14 protein-coding genes are annotated in these 18,217 nt (G+C 54.8%); 4 read left to right on the top strand and 10 right to left on the bottom strand.

The genetic code is table 11. The annotated features are described in order from the left end of the window. The first annotated feature begins 23 nt into the window (after nt 1-23). The 4 genes from QSV36_RS21540 (at nt 24) to QSV36_RS21555 (ending at nt 5,885) form a co-directional block, all read left to right on the top strand. Nucleotides 24-1,787, top strand: coding sequence for a hypothetical protein (locus tag QSV36_RS21540; protein WP_289134290.1), 1,764 nt, complete (start codon nt 24-26; stop codon nt 1,785-1,787). Further along, nucleotides 1,775-3,016 carry a glycosyltransferase family 4 protein gene (locus QSV36_RS21545; protein WP_289134292.1) on the top strand — a complete coding sequence of 414 codons (1,242 nt, stop codon included), beginning with the start codon at nt 1,775-1,777 and terminating at the stop codon, nt 3,014-3,016. The genes QSV36_RS21540 and QSV36_RS21545 overlap by 13 nt, the downstream gene beginning before the upstream one ends. Before the next feature lie 2 nt (nt 3,017-3,018). Next, on the top strand, nt 3,019-4,251 hold the full coding sequence (locus QSV36_RS21550) for a glycosyltransferase family 4 protein (RefSeq protein WP_289134294.1): 1,233 nt from the start codon (nt 3,019-3,021) through the stop codon (nt 4,249-4,251). 548 nt (nt 4,252-4,799) lie between these two features. Further along, nucleotides 4,800-5,885: a DUF6270 domain-containing protein gene (locus QSV36_RS21555; RefSeq protein WP_289134296.1), complete on the top strand. Its 1,086-nt coding sequence runs from the start codon at nt 4,800-4,802 to the stop codon at nt 5,883-5,885. Between the two features lie 88 nt (nt 5,886-5,973). On the opposite strand, the gene QSV36_RS21560 is transcribed toward QSV36_RS21555, so the two are convergent. The 10 genes from QSV36_RS21560 to wecB form a co-directional block, all read right to left on the bottom strand. Next, complete coding sequence (locus QSV36_RS21560) at nt 5,974-7,929, bottom strand: acyltransferase family protein (RefSeq protein ID WP_289134298.1); 1,956 nt, start codon at nt 7,927-7,929, stop codon at nt 5,974-5,976. Between the two features lie 230 nt (nt 7,930-8,159). Then, entirely contained in the window at nt 8,160-9,041 is an 882-nt protein-coding gene (gene rfbA / locus QSV36_RS21565) for a glucose-1-phosphate thymidylyltransferase RfbA (protein ID WP_289134300.1), read from the bottom strand. Further along, a complete protein-coding gene (gene rfbD, locus QSV36_RS21570) occupies nt 9,038-9,943 on the bottom strand; it encodes a dTDP-4-dehydrorhamnose reductase (RefSeq protein WP_289134301.1) in 906 nt (301 codons plus the stop codon). Before rfbD ends, rfbA begins: the two co-directional genes overlap by 4 nt. After that, nucleotides 9,940-11,010, bottom strand: a complete 1,071-nt coding sequence (rfbB, locus tag QSV36_RS21575) for a dTDP-glucose 4,6-dehydratase (protein WP_289134303.1) — start codon at nt 11,008-11,010, stop codon at nt 9,940-9,942. Before rfbB ends, rfbD begins: the two co-directional genes overlap by 4 nt. 124 nt (nt 11,011-11,134) lie before the next feature. Further along, nucleotides 11,135-11,677 (bottom strand): dTDP-4-dehydrorhamnose 3,5-epimerase, encoded by a 543-nt coding sequence (gene rfbC / locus QSV36_RS21580; protein WP_289134304.1) that lies wholly within the window; start codon nt 11,675-11,677, stop codon nt 11,135-11,137. 99 nt (nt 11,678-11,776) lie between these two features. Beyond that, a complete protein-coding gene (locus tag QSV36_RS21585) occupies nt 11,777-13,774 on the bottom strand; it encodes a polysaccharide biosynthesis protein (RefSeq protein ID WP_289134306.1) in 1,998 nt (665 codons plus the stop codon). A gap of 59 nt (nt 13,775-13,833) precedes the next feature. After that, nucleotides 13,834-14,847 carry an MraY family glycosyltransferase gene (locus QSV36_RS21590; protein WP_289134307.1) on the bottom strand — a complete coding sequence of 338 codons (1,014 nt, stop codon included), beginning with the start codon at nt 14,845-14,847 and terminating at the stop codon, nt 13,834-13,836. After that, entirely contained in the window at nt 14,844-15,809 is a 966-nt protein-coding gene (locus QSV36_RS21595; protein WP_289134308.1) for a UDP-glucose 4-epimerase family protein, read from the bottom strand. Before QSV36_RS21595 ends, QSV36_RS21590 begins: the two co-directional genes overlap by 4 nt. Beyond that, nucleotides 15,806-17,002, bottom strand: a complete 1,197-nt coding sequence (locus QSV36_RS21600) for a glycosyltransferase family 4 protein (RefSeq protein WP_289134715.1) — start codon at nt 17,000-17,002, stop codon at nt 15,806-15,808. Before QSV36_RS21600 ends, QSV36_RS21595 begins: the two co-directional genes overlap by 4 nt. Nucleotides 17,003-17,072: 70 nt before the next feature. Further along, nucleotides 17,073-18,203, bottom strand: coding sequence for a non-hydrolyzing UDP-N-acetylglucosamine 2-epimerase (gene wecB / locus QSV36_RS21605; RefSeq protein ID WP_289134310.1), 1,131 nt, complete (start codon nt 18,201-18,203; stop codon nt 17,073-17,075). Between the last annotated feature and the right edge of the window lie 14 nt (nt 18,204-18,217).

An 18,217-nucleotide genomic window follows, 5' to 3' on the forward strand; every position in this document is an offset into this window, starting at 1 on the left:
ATATGAAACAAGGCCAGTTATAAATGAGCGAAGCAAAAAGCGCACCCCTCGATTCAGGCCGCTGGATCTATTCCGTTGCTTCCAAAATAACTCGCAACATTCCGGGGCTGACCTTAACGATCATTACCTGCACTTTAGCTGCGCAGATCAGCTTATTGGCGGCTTCCTACCTGCCATTGAAAGCTATTATTCTTATTGGCTCGCCCTCCATTCCTTCGTACTTCCCTGATTACCTCAAGGAATTTGAACAAAAAGATTTATTCATCGTCCTCTGCGTTGCCGCCATTGTTTTCTATCTGCTCTACCTTGCATCCGAATCGATCACCAAAAAACTAACAACTCTTGGTAGCGAAAAGCTTGTCAGCAACAGCAGCAAACTCATTGTATTCGATGGTCAGGACGATGTCGCACGCAAGGCATATCTTCGTCTGACACGTAGCTTGGCCGCGGTCGTCTTTCTCGCGCTGACCATCGCTGCGCTTGGGTTTATCTATCTGGAACTTACTGTTGCCGTTATCGCGTTCTGGCTATGCATGGGCGTTGCCGCCAAAGCGATGACTGCACTGAAAAAGGGCCATCCAGCACCGCTAACTGAAGGCACCCACGAACTGATCAACTCCATGGGATCCTTTGGTTTCCTGGCCGCATTTTCGTATCTCGCTTATGACCTGCTTTCCGATACGCCTCCCAGTCTGCTTCCAGCCATCATCGGCGTACTGCTAACCCGTCAGATCATGCAGCGTGCCACGTTGCTCATCCAGGACGTGATGTTGCTTAAAGAGCAGAGACTGCAGATCTCAGCCTTGTTTTTCAATGGTCATAAACTGACCACCGAATCCAAATCCAAAGCTACAAAGTTCTGGAACATTTTTACCCGAAATCAGATTGACGAGTGGGTACCTGCTCTGCTCGAGCAAGCCACACAAAAATCATATATTGAACATCACGTGAATTGGCACCAAAGCGGCGTGCATGACATTTTTGCCATCGAGGTCACCTCGACGTGCCGTCTTGGAAATTCGGACACACACCTGATCAAGATATTCAACACCAATCGAAGTACTTTGGCCATCAACGAAGCCACTTTACTTTCCGAGCCCAATGTCCGGAACCTGCCCAATGTTCCTTTCATTCATGCCACTGTACTTGATGGCTTCCATTGCCATGTCTTCCGACCAGAGCACCTCAATAAAATTCCTGCGGTGGAATTCGGCATACACCATCTGGAACTGACCAAGCTGCTCATGAGAAGTACACCTTCTGCAGCACTGGTACAAAAATATACCCGTTCCAGGCCCCTGCTATGGGATCGCCTGAACGATGCGGCCCTCGCCAATCTCGGTGAGGCACTCGACATCAGTAAGCACCAAGCTGCATTCGAGGTATTCATGCGACACGTAGAAAGCATACGCTTTCTGCTTCGCACACTTCCGCTCCATGTCTGCAACGCCCAGGTAGGCAAGGACCAGATATTCATTTCCGATACCGGCGTCCTGACTGCCAGCTATTGGGGCAATTGGAGCCTTGAACCCGTCGGCGCCAGCTTGCAGGTGTCCAGTAAGCTGGAACCGTTGCTACCAGAACTGCTGCTTGATCTGAAGGAGCAACGTGCAGACATGCAGGACGTTACAGGACAGCATTTGCACCTTTCGGCATTGTGCTTCCAGCTCGATCAATGGCTGGTGAAGCAAAATTACTTATCGGCGGCGGAACTACTTCCGCAAATTTCACATTTGGTTAGTGCACTCAACCAAGCCGTGCCAGAGGGGGCCGCATGCAACGTATAGCCATGATCGTCTGGAATGAGTTTCTTAATGATGCTCGTGTGCTGAAAGAAGCCCAAACCCTTCAGCACGCTGGCTATGAGATTAGTGTCTTTGCTTTGCACACGCCGGGTGTCACTCGTCAACAAGAACGACTAAAAGAGGGCATCAGTGTCTTTCGCGTTGCGCGTAGCCCGTTATGGCGCTGGCGTAAGGGCAAACGTGTATCCCAGCAGCCTGCTCAAGCAAGCAAGATCCAGAGCCCGGTAGGAAAACTGTCGCTCAAACATCAAATACTCCGACTTGTCGCCCGAACCTGGACGCACGCCGCCCTGCTTTGGCATATGGTCCGGTATCGCCCTCATCTGGTGCACGCTCACGATGTGAACACGCTTCCAACTGCCTGGTTAGCAGCGCGTTTAAGCCGGGCGCGTCTGATTTATGACGCCCATGAAATCAGTACCAGCCGTGAAGGCTACCAGAGCTTTCGTCGCGTGGTGGGCTTCGTCGAAAAGAAGCTGATGCCGAAAGTAGATGGAAGCATTACTACCACGGACGCTCGGGCGAAGTATTTCGCCCGGGCCTATGGCGTAGCGCGACCTACGGTCTTACAGAACCGTCCCAGACTGACTCATTGCCACGGATCCAACCGCATCAGAAACGAGTTGGGACTGAAAGCACCATGGCCAATCATTATTTATCAAGGTGGTCTGCAACAAGGCCGGGGGCTTGAAAAGCTCATCGAAACTGCAACAGCGGTGCCGAATGCCTACTTTGTGCTAATCGGCGGCGGCAGGCTGACTGAAAGCCTGACCCAGCGCTGCGAGGAACTCGGCCTGCAGGAACGGGTGCATTTCATTCCGACAGTCGCCTTGTCAGAACTTCCAGAATATACCGCCTCCGCCGATATTGGCGTACAGCCAATCGAAAACACCTGCCTAAATCACTACACGACGGATTCCAACAAGCTGTTCGAATACCTGATCGCTGGCTTGCCTGTTGTAGCGACTGACTTCCCTGAAATACGCCGCATCGTGCGCACCAATAACGTAGGCATCCTCGTGCCCGCAAACAATCATGCTGCGCTGGCGCAGGCGCTAAACCAGCTGGTCAGCGACCCTGACCTGCGCAAACGACTTGCCGACAACGCGCAACTCACCGCAAATACCTTGAATTGGGAAGAGCAGGAGGCTCGCCTGGTAAATCTCTACCAGCAAATACTCCCTGTAGCTACACCTGAAAAGCAGGCCTGATGATGACCACGAAGATTCTTCTGCTGAGCTTCTACTATCCGCCAGATCTTTCGGCCGGCTCATTTCGTGCAGAAGCGCTGGTCAGCGCCCTACGGGCTGAATTGGGCGAGCAGGTGGACATCGACGTGATCACGACACGTCCTAACCGATACCATTCTTTTGTAGCCAATGCAGTGAGCCTTGAACGTTCACCGCTGCTGACTATAAGACGGATTGATATCCCAGCACATCGAAGCGGGATAAAGGACCAGGCCAAAGCCTTCGTCAGTTTTGCGATGCGCGCGTTGAAGATTACGCAAAATGAACACTACGACCTGGTGTTCGCCACATCGTCGCGTTTAATGACCGCATCTCTTGGCGCCCTTATCGCCCGGCGAAATGCGTGCGCGCTATACTTGGATATTCGCGACATCTTCGTGGATACGCTGCGCGATTTCCTCCCTTCCCGCTGGGGCCGTTTCGCAGCCTCAATTTTTTCACCCCTTGAACGCTGGACGATCAATAGTGCAACTCGGGTCAACTTGATTTCACCCGGTTTTTTGCCCTATTTCAACACCCGCTATCCGGGGCGAGAGTTTACGCTTTACACTAACGGCGTCGATGATTTATTCATCAACCAGCTATCGGTTTTGCAGGCAGCGGAGCTCAAGACGCCACCTCGTCGAATTAAAGTCGTGTATGCTGGCAATATCGGGACCGGTCAAGGGCTTCACCAGATACTTCCCGAGCTTGCAAAAAGACTTGCCGACCAAGTGGACTTTCATCTGATTGGGGACGGCAGTACATTGGAACAGCTGAAAAATGCCTTGAAGCAGGCCCAGGTTGATAATGTATCCATTTCGCCACCGATGAAGCGAGATGAACTGCTTCGTGTTTATCATGAGGCAGACGTCCTTTTTTTGCACTTGAATAACCTGAAAGCTTTTCGCCGCGTTCTCCCCTCGAAGCTATTTGAATACGCCGCCACCCACAAACCGATCTGGGGTGGCCTTTCCGGTTACGCGGCTCGATTTGCACAAAAGCGAATTAAAAACGCCGCAATCTTTGGGCCGTGCGATATTGAGGGTGCCGTTGAAGCTTTCCAGCGTTTGGAAATGCAGCAAATTTCCCGATCTGAGTTTGTCGAGCAATTCTCCCGCCACAATATCAAAAAGGAGATGGCCAAGGACATACTGCAACTATCGTCCAAATACTCAGCTCGACCAACCTGCCAAGTGACTAAAAGCGAACTGTAGCGAATCAGTTATTCGTGCATACGACTGGTTTGTGCTGCTTCGCTATCGACGTTATGTCCTGAAATCACTATTTGTGCTCTGCAGCTTACCCCCTCCCTGCCTTCACTGCTGCAGCACTGTGAAAGCCCCGGCGTAAACGCCTGCACCCGCGCCCTCAGCCTGGACTGGATTGAACTCTAGGCTCTCTCATGGGTCTCAGCCTGACACCTGTGTGAGCGTCATGCGATCGAGCATTCGCTAGACCGGCCTGACGGCCCGGACGAACCCAATTTGATTATTGTGACGTACCCTGGATTTTGGGTGCCTCGCAGGCGCCGCATGGTCGTTGCATTCCCTGATCCTGCTCGGGATAATGCTTTACCAGCTTCCAAAGGGTGAAAATTGGATCCCATATGACCGCCACTACTATCAGCCCAATGGGTATCGAAACGCGCCAACCCTGCGCCAAGATTGCCCGTTCGGTTACGCCTCACGGCCTTATCGGCTTCGTAGTAGCGTCGTTTGATGCATCCCCAAGCTGCATCACTCCAGAAGGCTAAAACAAGACAGTGACTAAGAATTTAATTATTTACGGCAGCTGCGTTTCCCGGGACATTTTCAACCTCGAAGAAAACAGTGACTTCAATCTCCTGGAATACTACGCCAGATCTTCCATGGCTTCGCTTTGCAGCGAGGCTTATGCCAACGAAGACGCATTACAACGTATTCCATCCGCCTTTCGGCGCCGCATGGTCGCCTACGACTTTTCCAAAGCGATGTTTTCCGAGGCCAACCAATTCCACGACTCGGACATCATTTTAATTGATCTTATCGATGAACGATTTGATCTAATTGCCTTACCCTCAGGCCAGTTAATAACGCTTTCGAATGAACTCACCGAGAGCGGCCTCTTGGAAGACCCCTCCATAAAGGGTTACAGCATAATTCCTCACGGTTCACCGGAGCGCCGTAAACTCTGGCTTCAAGGAATGCAGAAATTATTTACCTTTTTAAAAGATCGGAACAAGCTTGATTGCGTCGTCGTCAACAAAGTTTTCTGGTCATCAAAGTTTGAAAAGGAAAGCGAGACCCACTTTCCGGTAGCCCCTGCGCTCGTTGAAAAAGCCAATGCCGAACTGAATTGGATGTATGATGCATTGGCGCATGAATTGGCCGAGCACCAATTTATCAGCTTTCCGCCTTCACTTTTGACTGCTGATGAACAACACAAGTGGGGCGTTTCGCCTTTCCATTACTGTGAAGGCTACTACGTAGAAGCGCTCAGCCAAATCAGGAACAAATTTGCGCATCTGCACGAGGCTGTTACAGATTCCCCTTTCGTTCCCCGGCCATTTCCGCCGCTGATTTCCAGCGGTGCAAAGCTGACCGTAGCCGCATTCAAAGCCGACGAAGAAGTCTTTGCACATTGCTCGTTAGTCATTGATGGAAAGCTCCAGGAAAACGGGAATTTTGCTTTCTATTTTGTCATTGACGGTGCGCGTCGTGATGTACGCTGGTACGACGCCTCACCGGACGCTCGTTTCCGGATTCCAGAGACATACGACACACTGGAGATCATGGCTTTCTACAAAGATGCCGCCGAAGATCAAATATCTGCAAAATGCAATGTGGAACAGATCACCGACTTTCAATGACCCATGGCGACACGAGGCGTTTGCTAAACTTTAAGCGCTGACTCCTCCAAGACAAAAAAGGCGGCTGGCAAGCCGCCTTTTTTTGTTTTTATTTTTGAGAAAGCAATCCAGGCACGTTTTTCTCGGCAATGGAAATTCGCCCAATCTGCTCTGAGCCTGCCATGCTCAAGTGGCCAAGGTCAAAGTAGATTGGTTTTCCCCGCAAATAAACCGAACACGTACCGCCCTTACATATATAGTCTCGCAGTGTAAACGTCTTCACGTTGCCGTAATTTTTGGCAATTTCGATAATCTGGTTATTTATCTCGGTTTCACCCGTATCGGCGTACTGACCGCGTGCCAGGCATTCGACCCCTGGAATCTTGATAGCTTTGAGGTCACACGACCTATCATAGGATTTGAAGATCGGCACCTTCAGCCCAATGATAATATTCTTCCCGGTAGCTGATAGTTCCCTGATCAAACTATCTATGTCTTCCACATAGTTCTTTGTTCTGTACATGTACCCTTGCCAATCCGCACTCACGATGATGGTATCGTAGTCGTCAAAATGCTTTCTGACTTGCGTATTGAACTTCTGACACGAATCCCGGCTAGCCACCTTTACATAAGGACGACTGGTGCCACCTGCAAAGGGTACACAAGAATCGTGGGCAATATTGCGCATGGCGATACCACGGTCCTCTGCAATGACTTTCCAGTAGCCAACGTAATGAGCCGAGTTCGAATCACCAAAAATCAGCACGCTTGGCTTTTTACCGCCAGGGCCAATTATGCATCGCTCTTGATCAATCAAACCGGCATCGTAGCGAGAGGTTTGACAATTGTACACATAGCGGTAGGCCGCTTTGGTCTGATTGAAGTGCTCAGACACCTTGGCATGATACCCCTCTGGCGAAAGCTCTTTTACAAGGCCTTTGGTCCCGATAGCGTAATAACTAACCGAAACGGTCAGCCCAGCAACCAGCGCTACCGCAAAGCCTTTCAAATTCATGCGCCTTTGTGCAGGGCGTCGGAATGGCACTTCAACCAGATAATAGGAGATCAACGTCATTGCCACCAGCAGCACGACACAGATCAAATAGCCAGCACCTGCCGGCTGACCATAGGCATAACGATAAAATGCCAAAATTGGCCAATGCCACAAATACAATGAAAATGATACCAGCCCAATAAACACAAGGGGACGCGCAGACAATAACGCATTGACTATGTTGTTACCCACCGCCCCGGCAAAAATTACACATGCGACGCCTATTACCGGCAGCAGCGAGATAACTCCAGGAAAACCGCCTGCCTCCGTTACGACAACCATCGACAAGCAAACTGAAAACATGCCAGCGACAGCCAAAAACTGGGCAATGTTTTTATTGACGTGGTCTTTCCAGGCCTCGCCAGCGAAAAAAGCGAGCGCACCTATCAGCAACTCGCCCGCACGCGAAGGAAGCATATAATAAGCAAACTTTGGATCGGAAATCAGTTTGCTTTCACCATACAGAACCGACATTGAGGCTAGCAGCAGAGCAGTTAATACTAGCCCCTTCCGCCCCGCTAGCTTATACAGCATTACAAGCAAAGCAGGCCAAACCAGATAAAATTGCTCTTCGACCCCCAGTGACCACATGTGCAGGAGCGGCACCATGTCTGAAGACGCCGCGAAATAGCTGATATCCAGGTACTTCCAGAAATATATATTTGCAACCGAAAAAATTGACGCGATTGCCGATGAAGCCAAATCATTGGCATCCATCGGCACCATAAAGACCAAGCCGAACAATGCAGTCATAAAAATAAGAAAAAACGCAGCAGGAAGAATTCTTCTCATCCGCCTCAGATAGAAATTCACAAAGGAAAACTGCCCTCTGCAAACTTCTTTCAGAATAACACCTGTAATCAAATACCCTGATATTACAAAAAATATATCTACACCGACAAAACCGCCTGGCAACCACTGCTTGTTAAAGTGAAAAAGCACAACCGCCAATACCGCCAGCGCCCTTAACCCGTCTATATCTGGACGGTAAGACATTTTTGCGACTTGCATCTGGGAATTCCCTTTCATAGGTCTTACGATGAACCACGCATAATACAGTTTTGGCAGCGCTTACTACCGCTTTTCTTGAAGAGCAGCTCTGTTCTCACAAATGGTGGCTGGTCACGGGTTGGTGGTCGGGGGGATGGGCGAATCAGGCATGCTAGCGGGCTCAGCAGCGGGGGGATAGGCGGTCATTTACCGCCTTGCAGACGACCGCCCTGCAGCGGTTCAAACACCCTTCAATAGACTCGGTCCTGCACCAACCTCTTCAAATACTGCCCATACCCATTCTTGGCCAAGGGCTCAGCCAGCTTCAGCAACTGCTCCGCCCCAATCCACCCCTGCCTGTACGCCACCTCTTCCGGACAAGCCACCTTCAACCCCTGCCGCCGCTCGATGGTAGCGATGTACCCGCTGGCCTCCAATAACGAATCATGCGTCCCGGTATCCAGCCAGGCATACCCGCGCCCCATGATCTCCACCGACAACCGGTTCTGCTCCAGATAGGCGCGGTTCACGTCGGTAATCTCCAGCTCGCCCCGCGCGGACGGCCGGATTCCCTTGGCGATCTCGATCACATCGTTATCGTAAAAGTACAAACCGGTGACGGCATAGTTGGACTTGGGTTTGGTCGGCTTTTCTTCCAGGCTGATGGCCTTGCCCTGCGTGTCAAACTCGACCACACCGTAACGTTCGGGATCTTGTACGTGGTAGGCAAAGACACTTGCACTGCCCTGCCGGCCCATGGCACTGCACAGCAACTGCTGGAAGTCGTGGCCGTAATAGATATTGTCCCCTAGCACCAGCGCGGTGGGTGCGCTGCCAATGAAGTGCTCGCCAATTAAAAAAGCCTGGGCCAGGCCATCGGGAGACGGTTGTACAGCATAGGTGATATTGATCCCCCAGCAGTGGCCATCGCCCAGCAATTGCTCGAAGCGCGGGGTATCCTGCGGGGTGGAGATGATCAGAATGTCGTGGATACCCGCCAGCATCAGCGTGGTCAGCGGATAGTAAATCATCGGTTTGTCGTACACCGGCAGCAGCTGCTTGGAAATTGCCAGCGTAGCCGGATGCAAACGGGTACCTGACCCACCCGCCAAAATTATGCCTTTACGCTTCATAGTATTCCTTTCTCGTATATTTCCGTGAGCATGCGAGCCACTCCCAGGCGCCAGTCCGGCAAGGCCAGGGCAAACGCTTCCTGCAATTTACGGGTGTCCAGACGCGAATTGGCCGGCCGCTTGGCCGGGGTCGGATAAGCAGCAGTGGTCAATGGGTTGACCTGTTCTGCATGGGCTCTCAGGGGCACACCCTGCGCAGCCGCATGTTCCAGTACGTAGCGGGCATAGCCACACCAGGTGGTTTCGCCGCCGGCCGCCAAGTGGTAAAGGCCGGCCAGGGCCGGGTTGGCCCGGGTGGCAGTGATGGCGTGGGCGGTGATGTCGGCGATCAGCTCGGCACCGGTCGGGGCGCCGTGCTGGTCGTCGATCACGCCCAGGCTGTCGCGCTCCGCAGCCAGGCGCAGCATGGTCTTGGCGAAGTTGTTGCCGCGCGCGGCATACACCCAGCAAGTGCGGAAGATCAGGTGGCGGCAGCCGACGGCCTGAATGGCCTGTTCGCCGGCCAGCTTGCTTTCACCGTAGGCATTCAGCGGGCCGACCGCGTCCTCTTCACGCCACGGCCGGGTACCATGCCCCGGAAACACATAATCGGTGGAATAGTGCACAAGCAACGCGCCGACGTCGGCAGCGGCACGCGCCAGCACACCTACGGCCTCGGCGTTCACCCTGAAGGCCTGCTCGCGCTCGCTTTCCGCCTTGTCCACAGCGGTATAGGCGGCAGCGTTGACGATTACATCAGGCGCGTAGGCGCGTACAGTTTCGGCCAGGCCCGCCAGGTTGGCCAGGTCGCCGCAGTGCGACTGGCTGCGTGAATTCAGCGCCAGCAACTGGCCCAGCGGGGCCAGGCTGCGTTGCAGCTCCCAGCCGACCTGGCCGTCCTTGCCCAGTAGCAGGATCTTCATGCCGAGCGCCCTGCGTAGTTCTTCTCGACCCAGTCTCGGTAACTGCCGGACTGTACGTTCTGCACCCACTCCTGGTTGTCGAGGTACCAGGCCACGGTCTTGCGGATGCCGCTTTCGAAGGTTTCGGCAGGTTTCCAGCCCAGTTCACGCTCGAGCTTGCGGGCATCGATGGCGTAGCGGCGGTCGTGCCCGGGACGGTCGGCCACGTAGGTGATCTGTTCAGCGTAGGGCTTGCCGTCGGCGCGGGGGCGCAGTTCGTCCAGCAGGGCGCACACGCGGTTGACGATCTCCAGGTTGGGCTTTTCGTTCCAGCCGCCCACGTTGTACACCTCGCCGGTTTTACCGGCTTCCAGTACGCGGCGGATGGCACTGCAGTGGTCCTTGACGTACAGCCAGTCGCGAATTTGCTGGCCGTCACCGTACACCGGCAGCGGTTTGCCAGCCAGGGCGTTGACGATCATCAGCGGGATGAGCTTTTCCGGGAAGTGGTACGGGCCGTAGTTGTTCGAGCAGTTGGTGGTCAGCACCGGCAGGCCGTAGGTATGGTGGTACGAGCGCACCAGGTGGTCGCTGGCGGCCTTGCTGGCCGAGTACGGGCTGTTGGGCTGGTACTGGTGGGTCTCGGTGAAGGCCGGTTCGCCAGCGGCCAGCGATCCGTACACTTCGTCGGTGGACACATGCAGGAAGCGGAAAGCCTGGCGCGCCTGCTCATCCAGGCCACCCCAGTAGGCGCGTACAGCCTCCAAAAGGCGGAAGGTGCCGACGATGTTGGTTTCGATGAAGTCTTCGGGGCCGTGGATCGAGCGGTCGACGTGCGACTCGGCAGCAAAGTTGACGATGGCCCGCGGCTGGTGCTCCTGCAGCAGGCGGGCTACCAGCGTGGAGTCGCCGATGTCACCGTGTACGAAGATATGCCGCTGGTCGCCTTGCAGGCTCGCAAGGGTCTGCAGGTTGCCTGCGTAGGTAAGTTTGTCGAGGTTGACCACAGCCTCATCATTGTCGGCCAGCCAGTCCAGCACGAAGTTCGCGCCGATAAAGCCTGCGCCGCCGGTTACCAGAATGGTCATGTTCGTCTGCTTCCGCTGTCATGGTCTGCTGTTGCATCTTCTGGATTCTAGCCGCTCGGCGCTGCAGCCGAGCAGGAAGATGATATCGTCGTGCTACTTCCCTACCCCTGCATAGACTGTTTGCTCAATCGAAGCAATCCAGATCCCGCAGCGCTGTGCCAACCTGATCCTTGCCTGACAGCAATGGCCGCTCGACAGGCCACTGAATACCAACGGTGGGGTCATTCCAAGCCAGGCAACGCTCGAACTGGGGGGCGTAGTAATCTGTGGTCTTGTACAGGAATTCCGCATGATCGGACAACACGACAAAACCGTGGGCGAAACCTTCCGGAATCCACATCTGCTGCTTGTTGTGCGCTGAAAGACGGGCCCCGACCCAGTGGCCGAACGTAGGCGAAGAACGGCGCAAGTCTACCGCGACATCGAACACATCACCGGCGACTACTCTTACCAGTTTGCCCTGTGGTTGATGCACCTGGTAATGCAAGCCGCGCAGTACATGCCGGCGCGAGCTGGAGTGGTTATCCTGGACGAAGTTGACGGGACGCTGTACCAGGCGCTCGAAGACTGTGTGGTTGAAGCTCTCGAAGAAGAATCCGCGGTCATCGGTGAAGACGTTTGGCTCAAGTAGCAGGACTTCGGGTATTGCGAGGGGGGTTGCTTTCATTTAACTGCCTTGAAAATTGGTTACATGCCGGCTGCCCCCCGAAGGCGCCGCGCAACGCCGGGGACAACTGGTGACCCTTCGGCGCTGCACTTCGGCGGGTCAGGGCTCGAGACGTCGTTGCTGGTAAATCCAGTCAACAATCTCGCCTTCCGGTGCATAGCCGCTGACGGTTTCACGCAGCAACTGGCGTACCCGCACGAAATCGTCTGCTTCCACTGCCGCCAGCAATTGGCGCAGCGTGTCCTTGAGTGTGTCCCAGGGCAGGAAGTCTTCGTTGGCGCTCATGATCATCGGGTGGCGGGTGGCAATCACGTTATCGCCAATCAGCAGTTCTTCATAAAGCTTCTCGCCTGGCCGCAACCCGGTGAATTCGATGGCGATATCGCCCATCGGGTTACGCTCGGAACGCACGCTGAAACCGGACAGGTGAATCATCTTCTCGGCCAGCTCCACGATTTTCACTGGTTCGCCCATGTCGAGCACGAACACATCACCCCCCTTGCCCATGGAACCCGCCTGGATTACCAACTGGGCTGCCTCGGGAATGGTCATGAAGTAACGGGTGATCTTTGGGTGAGTGACGGTGAGCGGGCCGCCGGCCTTGATCTGTTTATGGAACAGCGGAATCACCGAACCCGACGAGCCGAGTACATTGCCGAAGCGGACCATGGTGAAGCGAGTCTTGTTCACCTGCGAGACGTTGCCGCTGTCGTCGAACAGTACTGGCGCCACTTCGCGGCTCAGGGCTTGCAGGGTCATTTCCGCCAGGCGTTTGGTGCTGCCCATCACATTGGTGGGGCGTACGGCCTTGTCAGTTGAAATCAGCACGAAGTTGGCAACGCCTGCCTGCAGCGCGGCCTGAGCGGTGTGCAAGGTGCCGATGACGTTGTTCATCAGCCCTTCGGCGATGTTGTGCTCCACCATCGGCACGTGCTTGTAGGCGGCGGCATGGTAGACGGTGTCGACCCGCCAGGTTTTCATGATGTCGAGCATCTGCGCCTGATTGCGGACCGACCCCAGCATCGGCAGCAGGCAAACCGACAGCGACTCTCGTGCTACACGCTGCTCCAGTTCGGAAAGTATGCTGTAAAGGTTGAATTCGCTGTGATCCAACAGCAGCAATCTCCTCGGCCCTTGGCCCAGGATCTGACGACACAACTCAGAGCCGATAGAACCGCCGGCACCGGTAACCAGTACTGTCTGCTCTGCAATGCAGCGCTCAAGCAAGTCGCTTTGGGCCGGTACGGGGTCACGCCCGAGCAAATCGGCAATGTCTACTTCCTGAATGTCATCGACTTTTACCTTGCCACTGGCCAAGTCGATAAAGCTGGGCATACTGCGCACATGCAGGGGGTAACGTTCGAGGAAGTTGAGAATTTCGCGACGACGAGTACGGGTTTCGGAGGGCAATGCCAACAAAATTTGCTCAGCCCCTGTTACATCGATCATCTGTTGCAACTGGTCAGGACGATAAACCTGCAAGCCAGCAATAACCCGGTCAGTAATGCCGGGGTCGTCATCGATGAAGGCGACCGGACGCATCACCTTATCCATACGCAAGGCCGCGACAAGCTGGTTACCGGCCGCGCCAGCGCCATAGACAGCAACCTTGGGTAGGCCGTCATTCCTTTGGGCAAAGGGCACGTGCTGCACCGCAGCAGCAAACCAGTCGCCGAGGAAGTACTGACGCATTGCCAAGCGCAAACCGCCTACCATGATCAGGCTCAACCACCAGTAGTTGAAGGTGATCGAGCGCGGCACGATGTTCTGATGGTTGCCCGCCCAATAAATGATGAAACCGAGGATGAGCGCAGAAAGCGTCACGGCCTTGATGATAGCGATGAGCGCGTCATTACCGAAGTAGCGCATCACTGCACGGTAAAGGCCGAAGCGGATGAACAGTGGGATGGACACAACCGGGGCGCACAGGAACAACCACGAATGATCGAGAATCGGGTTAGCCAGCTCTTCGATACCAAGACGCACCACGAACGCCAACCACAATGCGACCCATATCAGCACGATATCGGTCATCACCTGCAACAGGCGCTTGTGCCGACGAGGCAGAGCGAGCAGTTTTGTACGCACGTTTCCCATAAACCCTCTAAATGCTTTCCATATTTCAACCGACAATCCGTTGTCCCGTCACTCTCGTGTCAATTTTCCAGGTCACCCGCACGAAACCTTATCGCCAGCACTATCAAAGGTACATAGGCCAACACTACGCCCCAAGCGCCATCCAGGCCGAGCCGGGCAACGCAGTAGGCGACTGGCAGCAGCCAGCAGACATTGAGCGCTGCAACCGCGATGGTAACCGGAAGGTGCTTGCCATAAGCGCGGGAGGCGAATTGATAAGCATGGCTGCGGTGCGCCTCATAAACCTTGTCACCGCGCAGCAGGCGCCTGCCAAGGGTATAGGTCGCATCAACAATGAAGACGCCCAGCAAAATCAGCCAGCACCAGAACATGGATGGCGACAGCCATGCTGCCTGCAACGAAAGCCCGCCCAACACAATGCCGATAAACCCGCTACCCGCATCGCCCATGAAAATCTTCGCAGGGGGAAAATTCCAGTAAAGAAAACCTGCAACCGCCGCCGCCAACAGCAACGGCAGCACTGCGTTATCGCCTAGGCCTGTGAGCCAGTAAAGCCACGCCGCGCCAAGGCACGCAGTAATGGCTTCGACGCTGGCAATGCCGTCAATGCCATCCATGAAGTTATACAGATTGAGCAACCACACCAGGTAAAAAGCAGCCAGAAGCCCGCCCAGCCAGCCCAGGTCCAAGGTCCAGCCGAGCATTACCAGTGACGGCAACCCGCCCAGCCAGCCAAGCACCCAGGCTGCCGCGACGAAGTGTCCGAGGAGTCGCCAGCGAGCGGCGATATGCCCATGGTCATCCATGAACCCGATGATCGCAATCAACGCTCCCGCCCCTCCCAATGCCAGCAACGTATTGATCTGCTCGGCACCTGCCAGCATGAGGCCAACCATCGCTAGCAGGAACGTCAGGACAATTGCCACTCCGCCGCCCCTTGGCGTAGGAACCGTATGCGAGCTACGTGCGTTGGGCACATCCAGCACACTGCGTGCCAGCGCATAGCGGCGCAAGCCCGCTGTCATCACGAGTGACAGAACCAAAATGGCCGGGAGAAACCACAAAAGCATCATTTCTTATCGTATTCCTGATAGTGCTTAGCGGCTGCTTCAAGCGCAGTATCCACCGTTACTGGAGGGTACCAGCCGAGCAAATCCCGCGTTTTCTCGATATTTACTTGTAACGATCCGCACAGGCGTTGAGCCAACCCTTCTTTGCCTAGCGCTTTGGCAGCAGCGCTGAGGAAACCTGCCGGGACCGGTAATAGCCGAGCAGGCCTGCCCAGCGCTTGGCCCATTCGTATTAGAAGCTCACTGGTGGACAGATCTTCTGCATCACTGACCAGAAATACCTGATTGGCTGCCGCTTCATGACCAATGCATGTGACAATCAGGTCAACCAGGTTATCCAGGGCTACCAGGCTTCGTCGGTTGTGTATGGCCCCGAACGGCAGTGGTATGCCACGGTCCAGCCAGCGCATCATGTTGAGGAAATTGGCCTTTACACCTGGCCCATATACCAGCACGGGGCGGACGATGACCACTTCAAGTCCGGATTCATGCGCCAACGCCAGCAATGCGCGCTCCGCCTCCAGCTTTGAAACGCCATAAGGATCTTGCGGCTGCGGGGTATCACTGGCGGAAAAAGGCCGGCCAGGCTGGGTACCTTCACCGTTCACCTTGATCGAACTAATGAATACAAACCGTTTGACCCCGGCTGCAACCGCCTGGCGCGCGAGCGTCAATGTCCCTTCTACGTTGACCCGTCGGAACGCGGCCAACGGATCGCTTTCCGTGTCATTCATCACGTGAACACGCGCCGCGCTATGAACAACGACATCACACCCAGCCAGGGCTCCATCCCAATCGTTATTTTCCTCGAACGACCGGAACTGTACGCATCTTACCAATGCTGAGGGTGCCACGCTCCCCTGTCTGACAGCAGCAACCACGGGGGTTCCGTCAGCCACGAGCCTGCGCAGAATCGCACTTCCTACGAAGCCGCTGGCTCCGGTAAGAAAAACCTTGTGACTCATCGTCCTGACCTTCTCATTGTGGCGTTGCTAAATAGGCGTTCCAAGCGGGTCAACAATGCGGGCCGGGCAAACTCTCGTTCGTAATAGCGCCGCCCGGCTTCGCCCATTTGTTGCCGTTGTACAGCAGGCAACTGAGCCATCTGCAGGGTGATGCCAGCCAAATGCTCGCCATTGCCTGACTCGCAGGCAAACCCTGCTCCAGACGCCTGGATCACGCGTGCAGCTTCTCCGTTGATCATACCGAGTATCGGGCGACCGGATGCCAGGTATGCCTGAACCTTGCCAGGGATGGTCTTCTCGAAGACGTCATTGGTCCGCAGTGATACCAGCAAGGCGTCCGCCTGCGCAAACAGCGGCGGCATTTCGTCCAACGGATGGCGACCCAGCAACAACACATTGTCCAGCGACCGACTGCGTACCTGCTCTTCCAGCCAGCCGCTCATGCGGCCATCGCCTACAATTACCCAGCGCACCGCAACCTTTCCGCGCAACGCCTGCGCAGCATCGAGGATTGCCGGAAAATCCTGTGCTTCCCCTAGGTTACCGGCGAACACCACGGTGAAGGTCTCGCTATTGGCCTCGACCAGCGTGGAGGGCCCCTTTGTGGTAACCAGGAAGTCATCCTCGGCCCAGCTTGGGAAATACACCAGCCGATCGGCTTCGATGGGTTTGGTGCAGTAACGGCGCACGTTTTCGAAGAAACCGTGAGATTGCAGCAGCAAGTAATCGGTACGGTTGTATATCCAGGACACCGCCAAGCCTACCAGCCCCAACAACTTGGGGCTGTGGATGACATTGACTGCCCGCAGCGTTTCCGGCCACAAGTCGAGCACCCAGATGAACAGTGGTGCACGCTTCAGGCGGCGAAGCACCACAGCAGGAATCGCAGCCAGAATCGGCGAAACTGCATAAACGAATATTGCGTCAAACTCCCTGCCCCTGAGCTTCAGCGGCCCCATCACAGAAGCCGACAACACGAAGGAAAGGTAATTGGCGACTAGCTGGATACTACGCTTGCCGCGGGGGACCAGAGGCACCCTCACAATTTCAGCCCCTTCGTAATTGCCGAACTGTTCGGGGTTCTCTTTGTAGGGCTGGAAAACCTTGCCTTCGGGATAGTTTGGCCAAGCCGTCAACACCGTGACTTCGTGGCCCTTTCCCGTGAAGTCACGGACCATGTCGTTGATCCGCATGTTCTCCGGCCAGAAATATTGGCTGACCACCAAAACCCTCAGCTTCTTGCCGTATTGTTCTTCCACAGATTCAGTACCGTTTCCAGACCGTGCGGTTTACATAGTCGGTGTAGCTATGAACGATGCGCACCACCTTGTCAGAAACGTTGGGCATGCTGTAGTCAGCTACCAGCCGCAGGCTACGCTGCTCGCCGCGCAGTTGGCTTTCGAGAATACCCAGCCCCTGCAGCACACGTTCTTTATCCAGTCCTACCATCATTGCCGCGGCTTCCTCCATCCCCTCGGGGCGCTCATGCGCTTCGCGGATATTCAAAGCCGGGAAGTTGAGAATTGATGCCTCTTCGTTGATGGTACCGCTGTCGGACAGCACGGCCCTGGAGGTCAGCTGCAGCTTGTTGTAGTCCTTGAAACCCAAGGGCTTGAGCAAGCGAACATTTGCGTGGAAGGTAACCCCCATTGCATCAACGCGCTTCTGGGTGCGGGGGTGAGTAGACACGATGACAGGCATGTCGAATTGTTCGGCAACGGTGTTCAGCGTATCGACCAGCTTGAGGAAGTTCTTGTCTGAGTCGATGTTCTCCTCACGATGCGCGCTGACCACGAAGAACCTGCCCGCTACCAGCCCAAGCCGATCTAACACATCTGATGCGTCGATGCCGTCACGGTAATGGTTTAGCACTTCGAACATCGGGCTACCGGTCTTGATCACTCGATCAGCCGGCAAACCTTCGCGCAACAGGTAATCGCGGGCAATGGTGCTATAGGTCAGATTGATATCGGCAGTATGATCTACGATACGACGGTTGATTTCTTCGGGCACGCGCATGTCGAAACAGCGATTACCTGCTTCCATGTGGAAGGTTGGAATCTTGCGGCGCTTGGCAGAGATCACTGCCATGCAGCTGTTGGTGTCGCCCAACACCAGCAGCGCTTCAGGTTCTACTTCAGCCAGTACGCGATCCACTGCAATGATAACGTTACCGATAGTTTCTGCACCGGAAGCGCCAGCGGCATTCAGGAAGTGGTCCGGTTTGCGAATGCCCAGGTCCTGAAAGAAGATCTCATTCAGCTCATAGTCGTAATTCTGTCCGGTGTGCACCAAGACATGCTCGCAGTGCTCGTCGAGTGCACTCAGAACTCTGGACAAGCGAATGATTTCTGGACGTGTTCCAACAACGGTGACGATCTTGAGCTTTTTCATACAAACCTCATTCC

This window comes from Pseudomonas sp. BCRC 81390 (assembly GCF_030341915.1).
In the GTDB taxonomy this organism is placed as follows: domain Bacteria; phylum Pseudomonadota; class Gammaproteobacteria; order Pseudomonadales; family Pseudomonadaceae; genus Aquipseudomonas.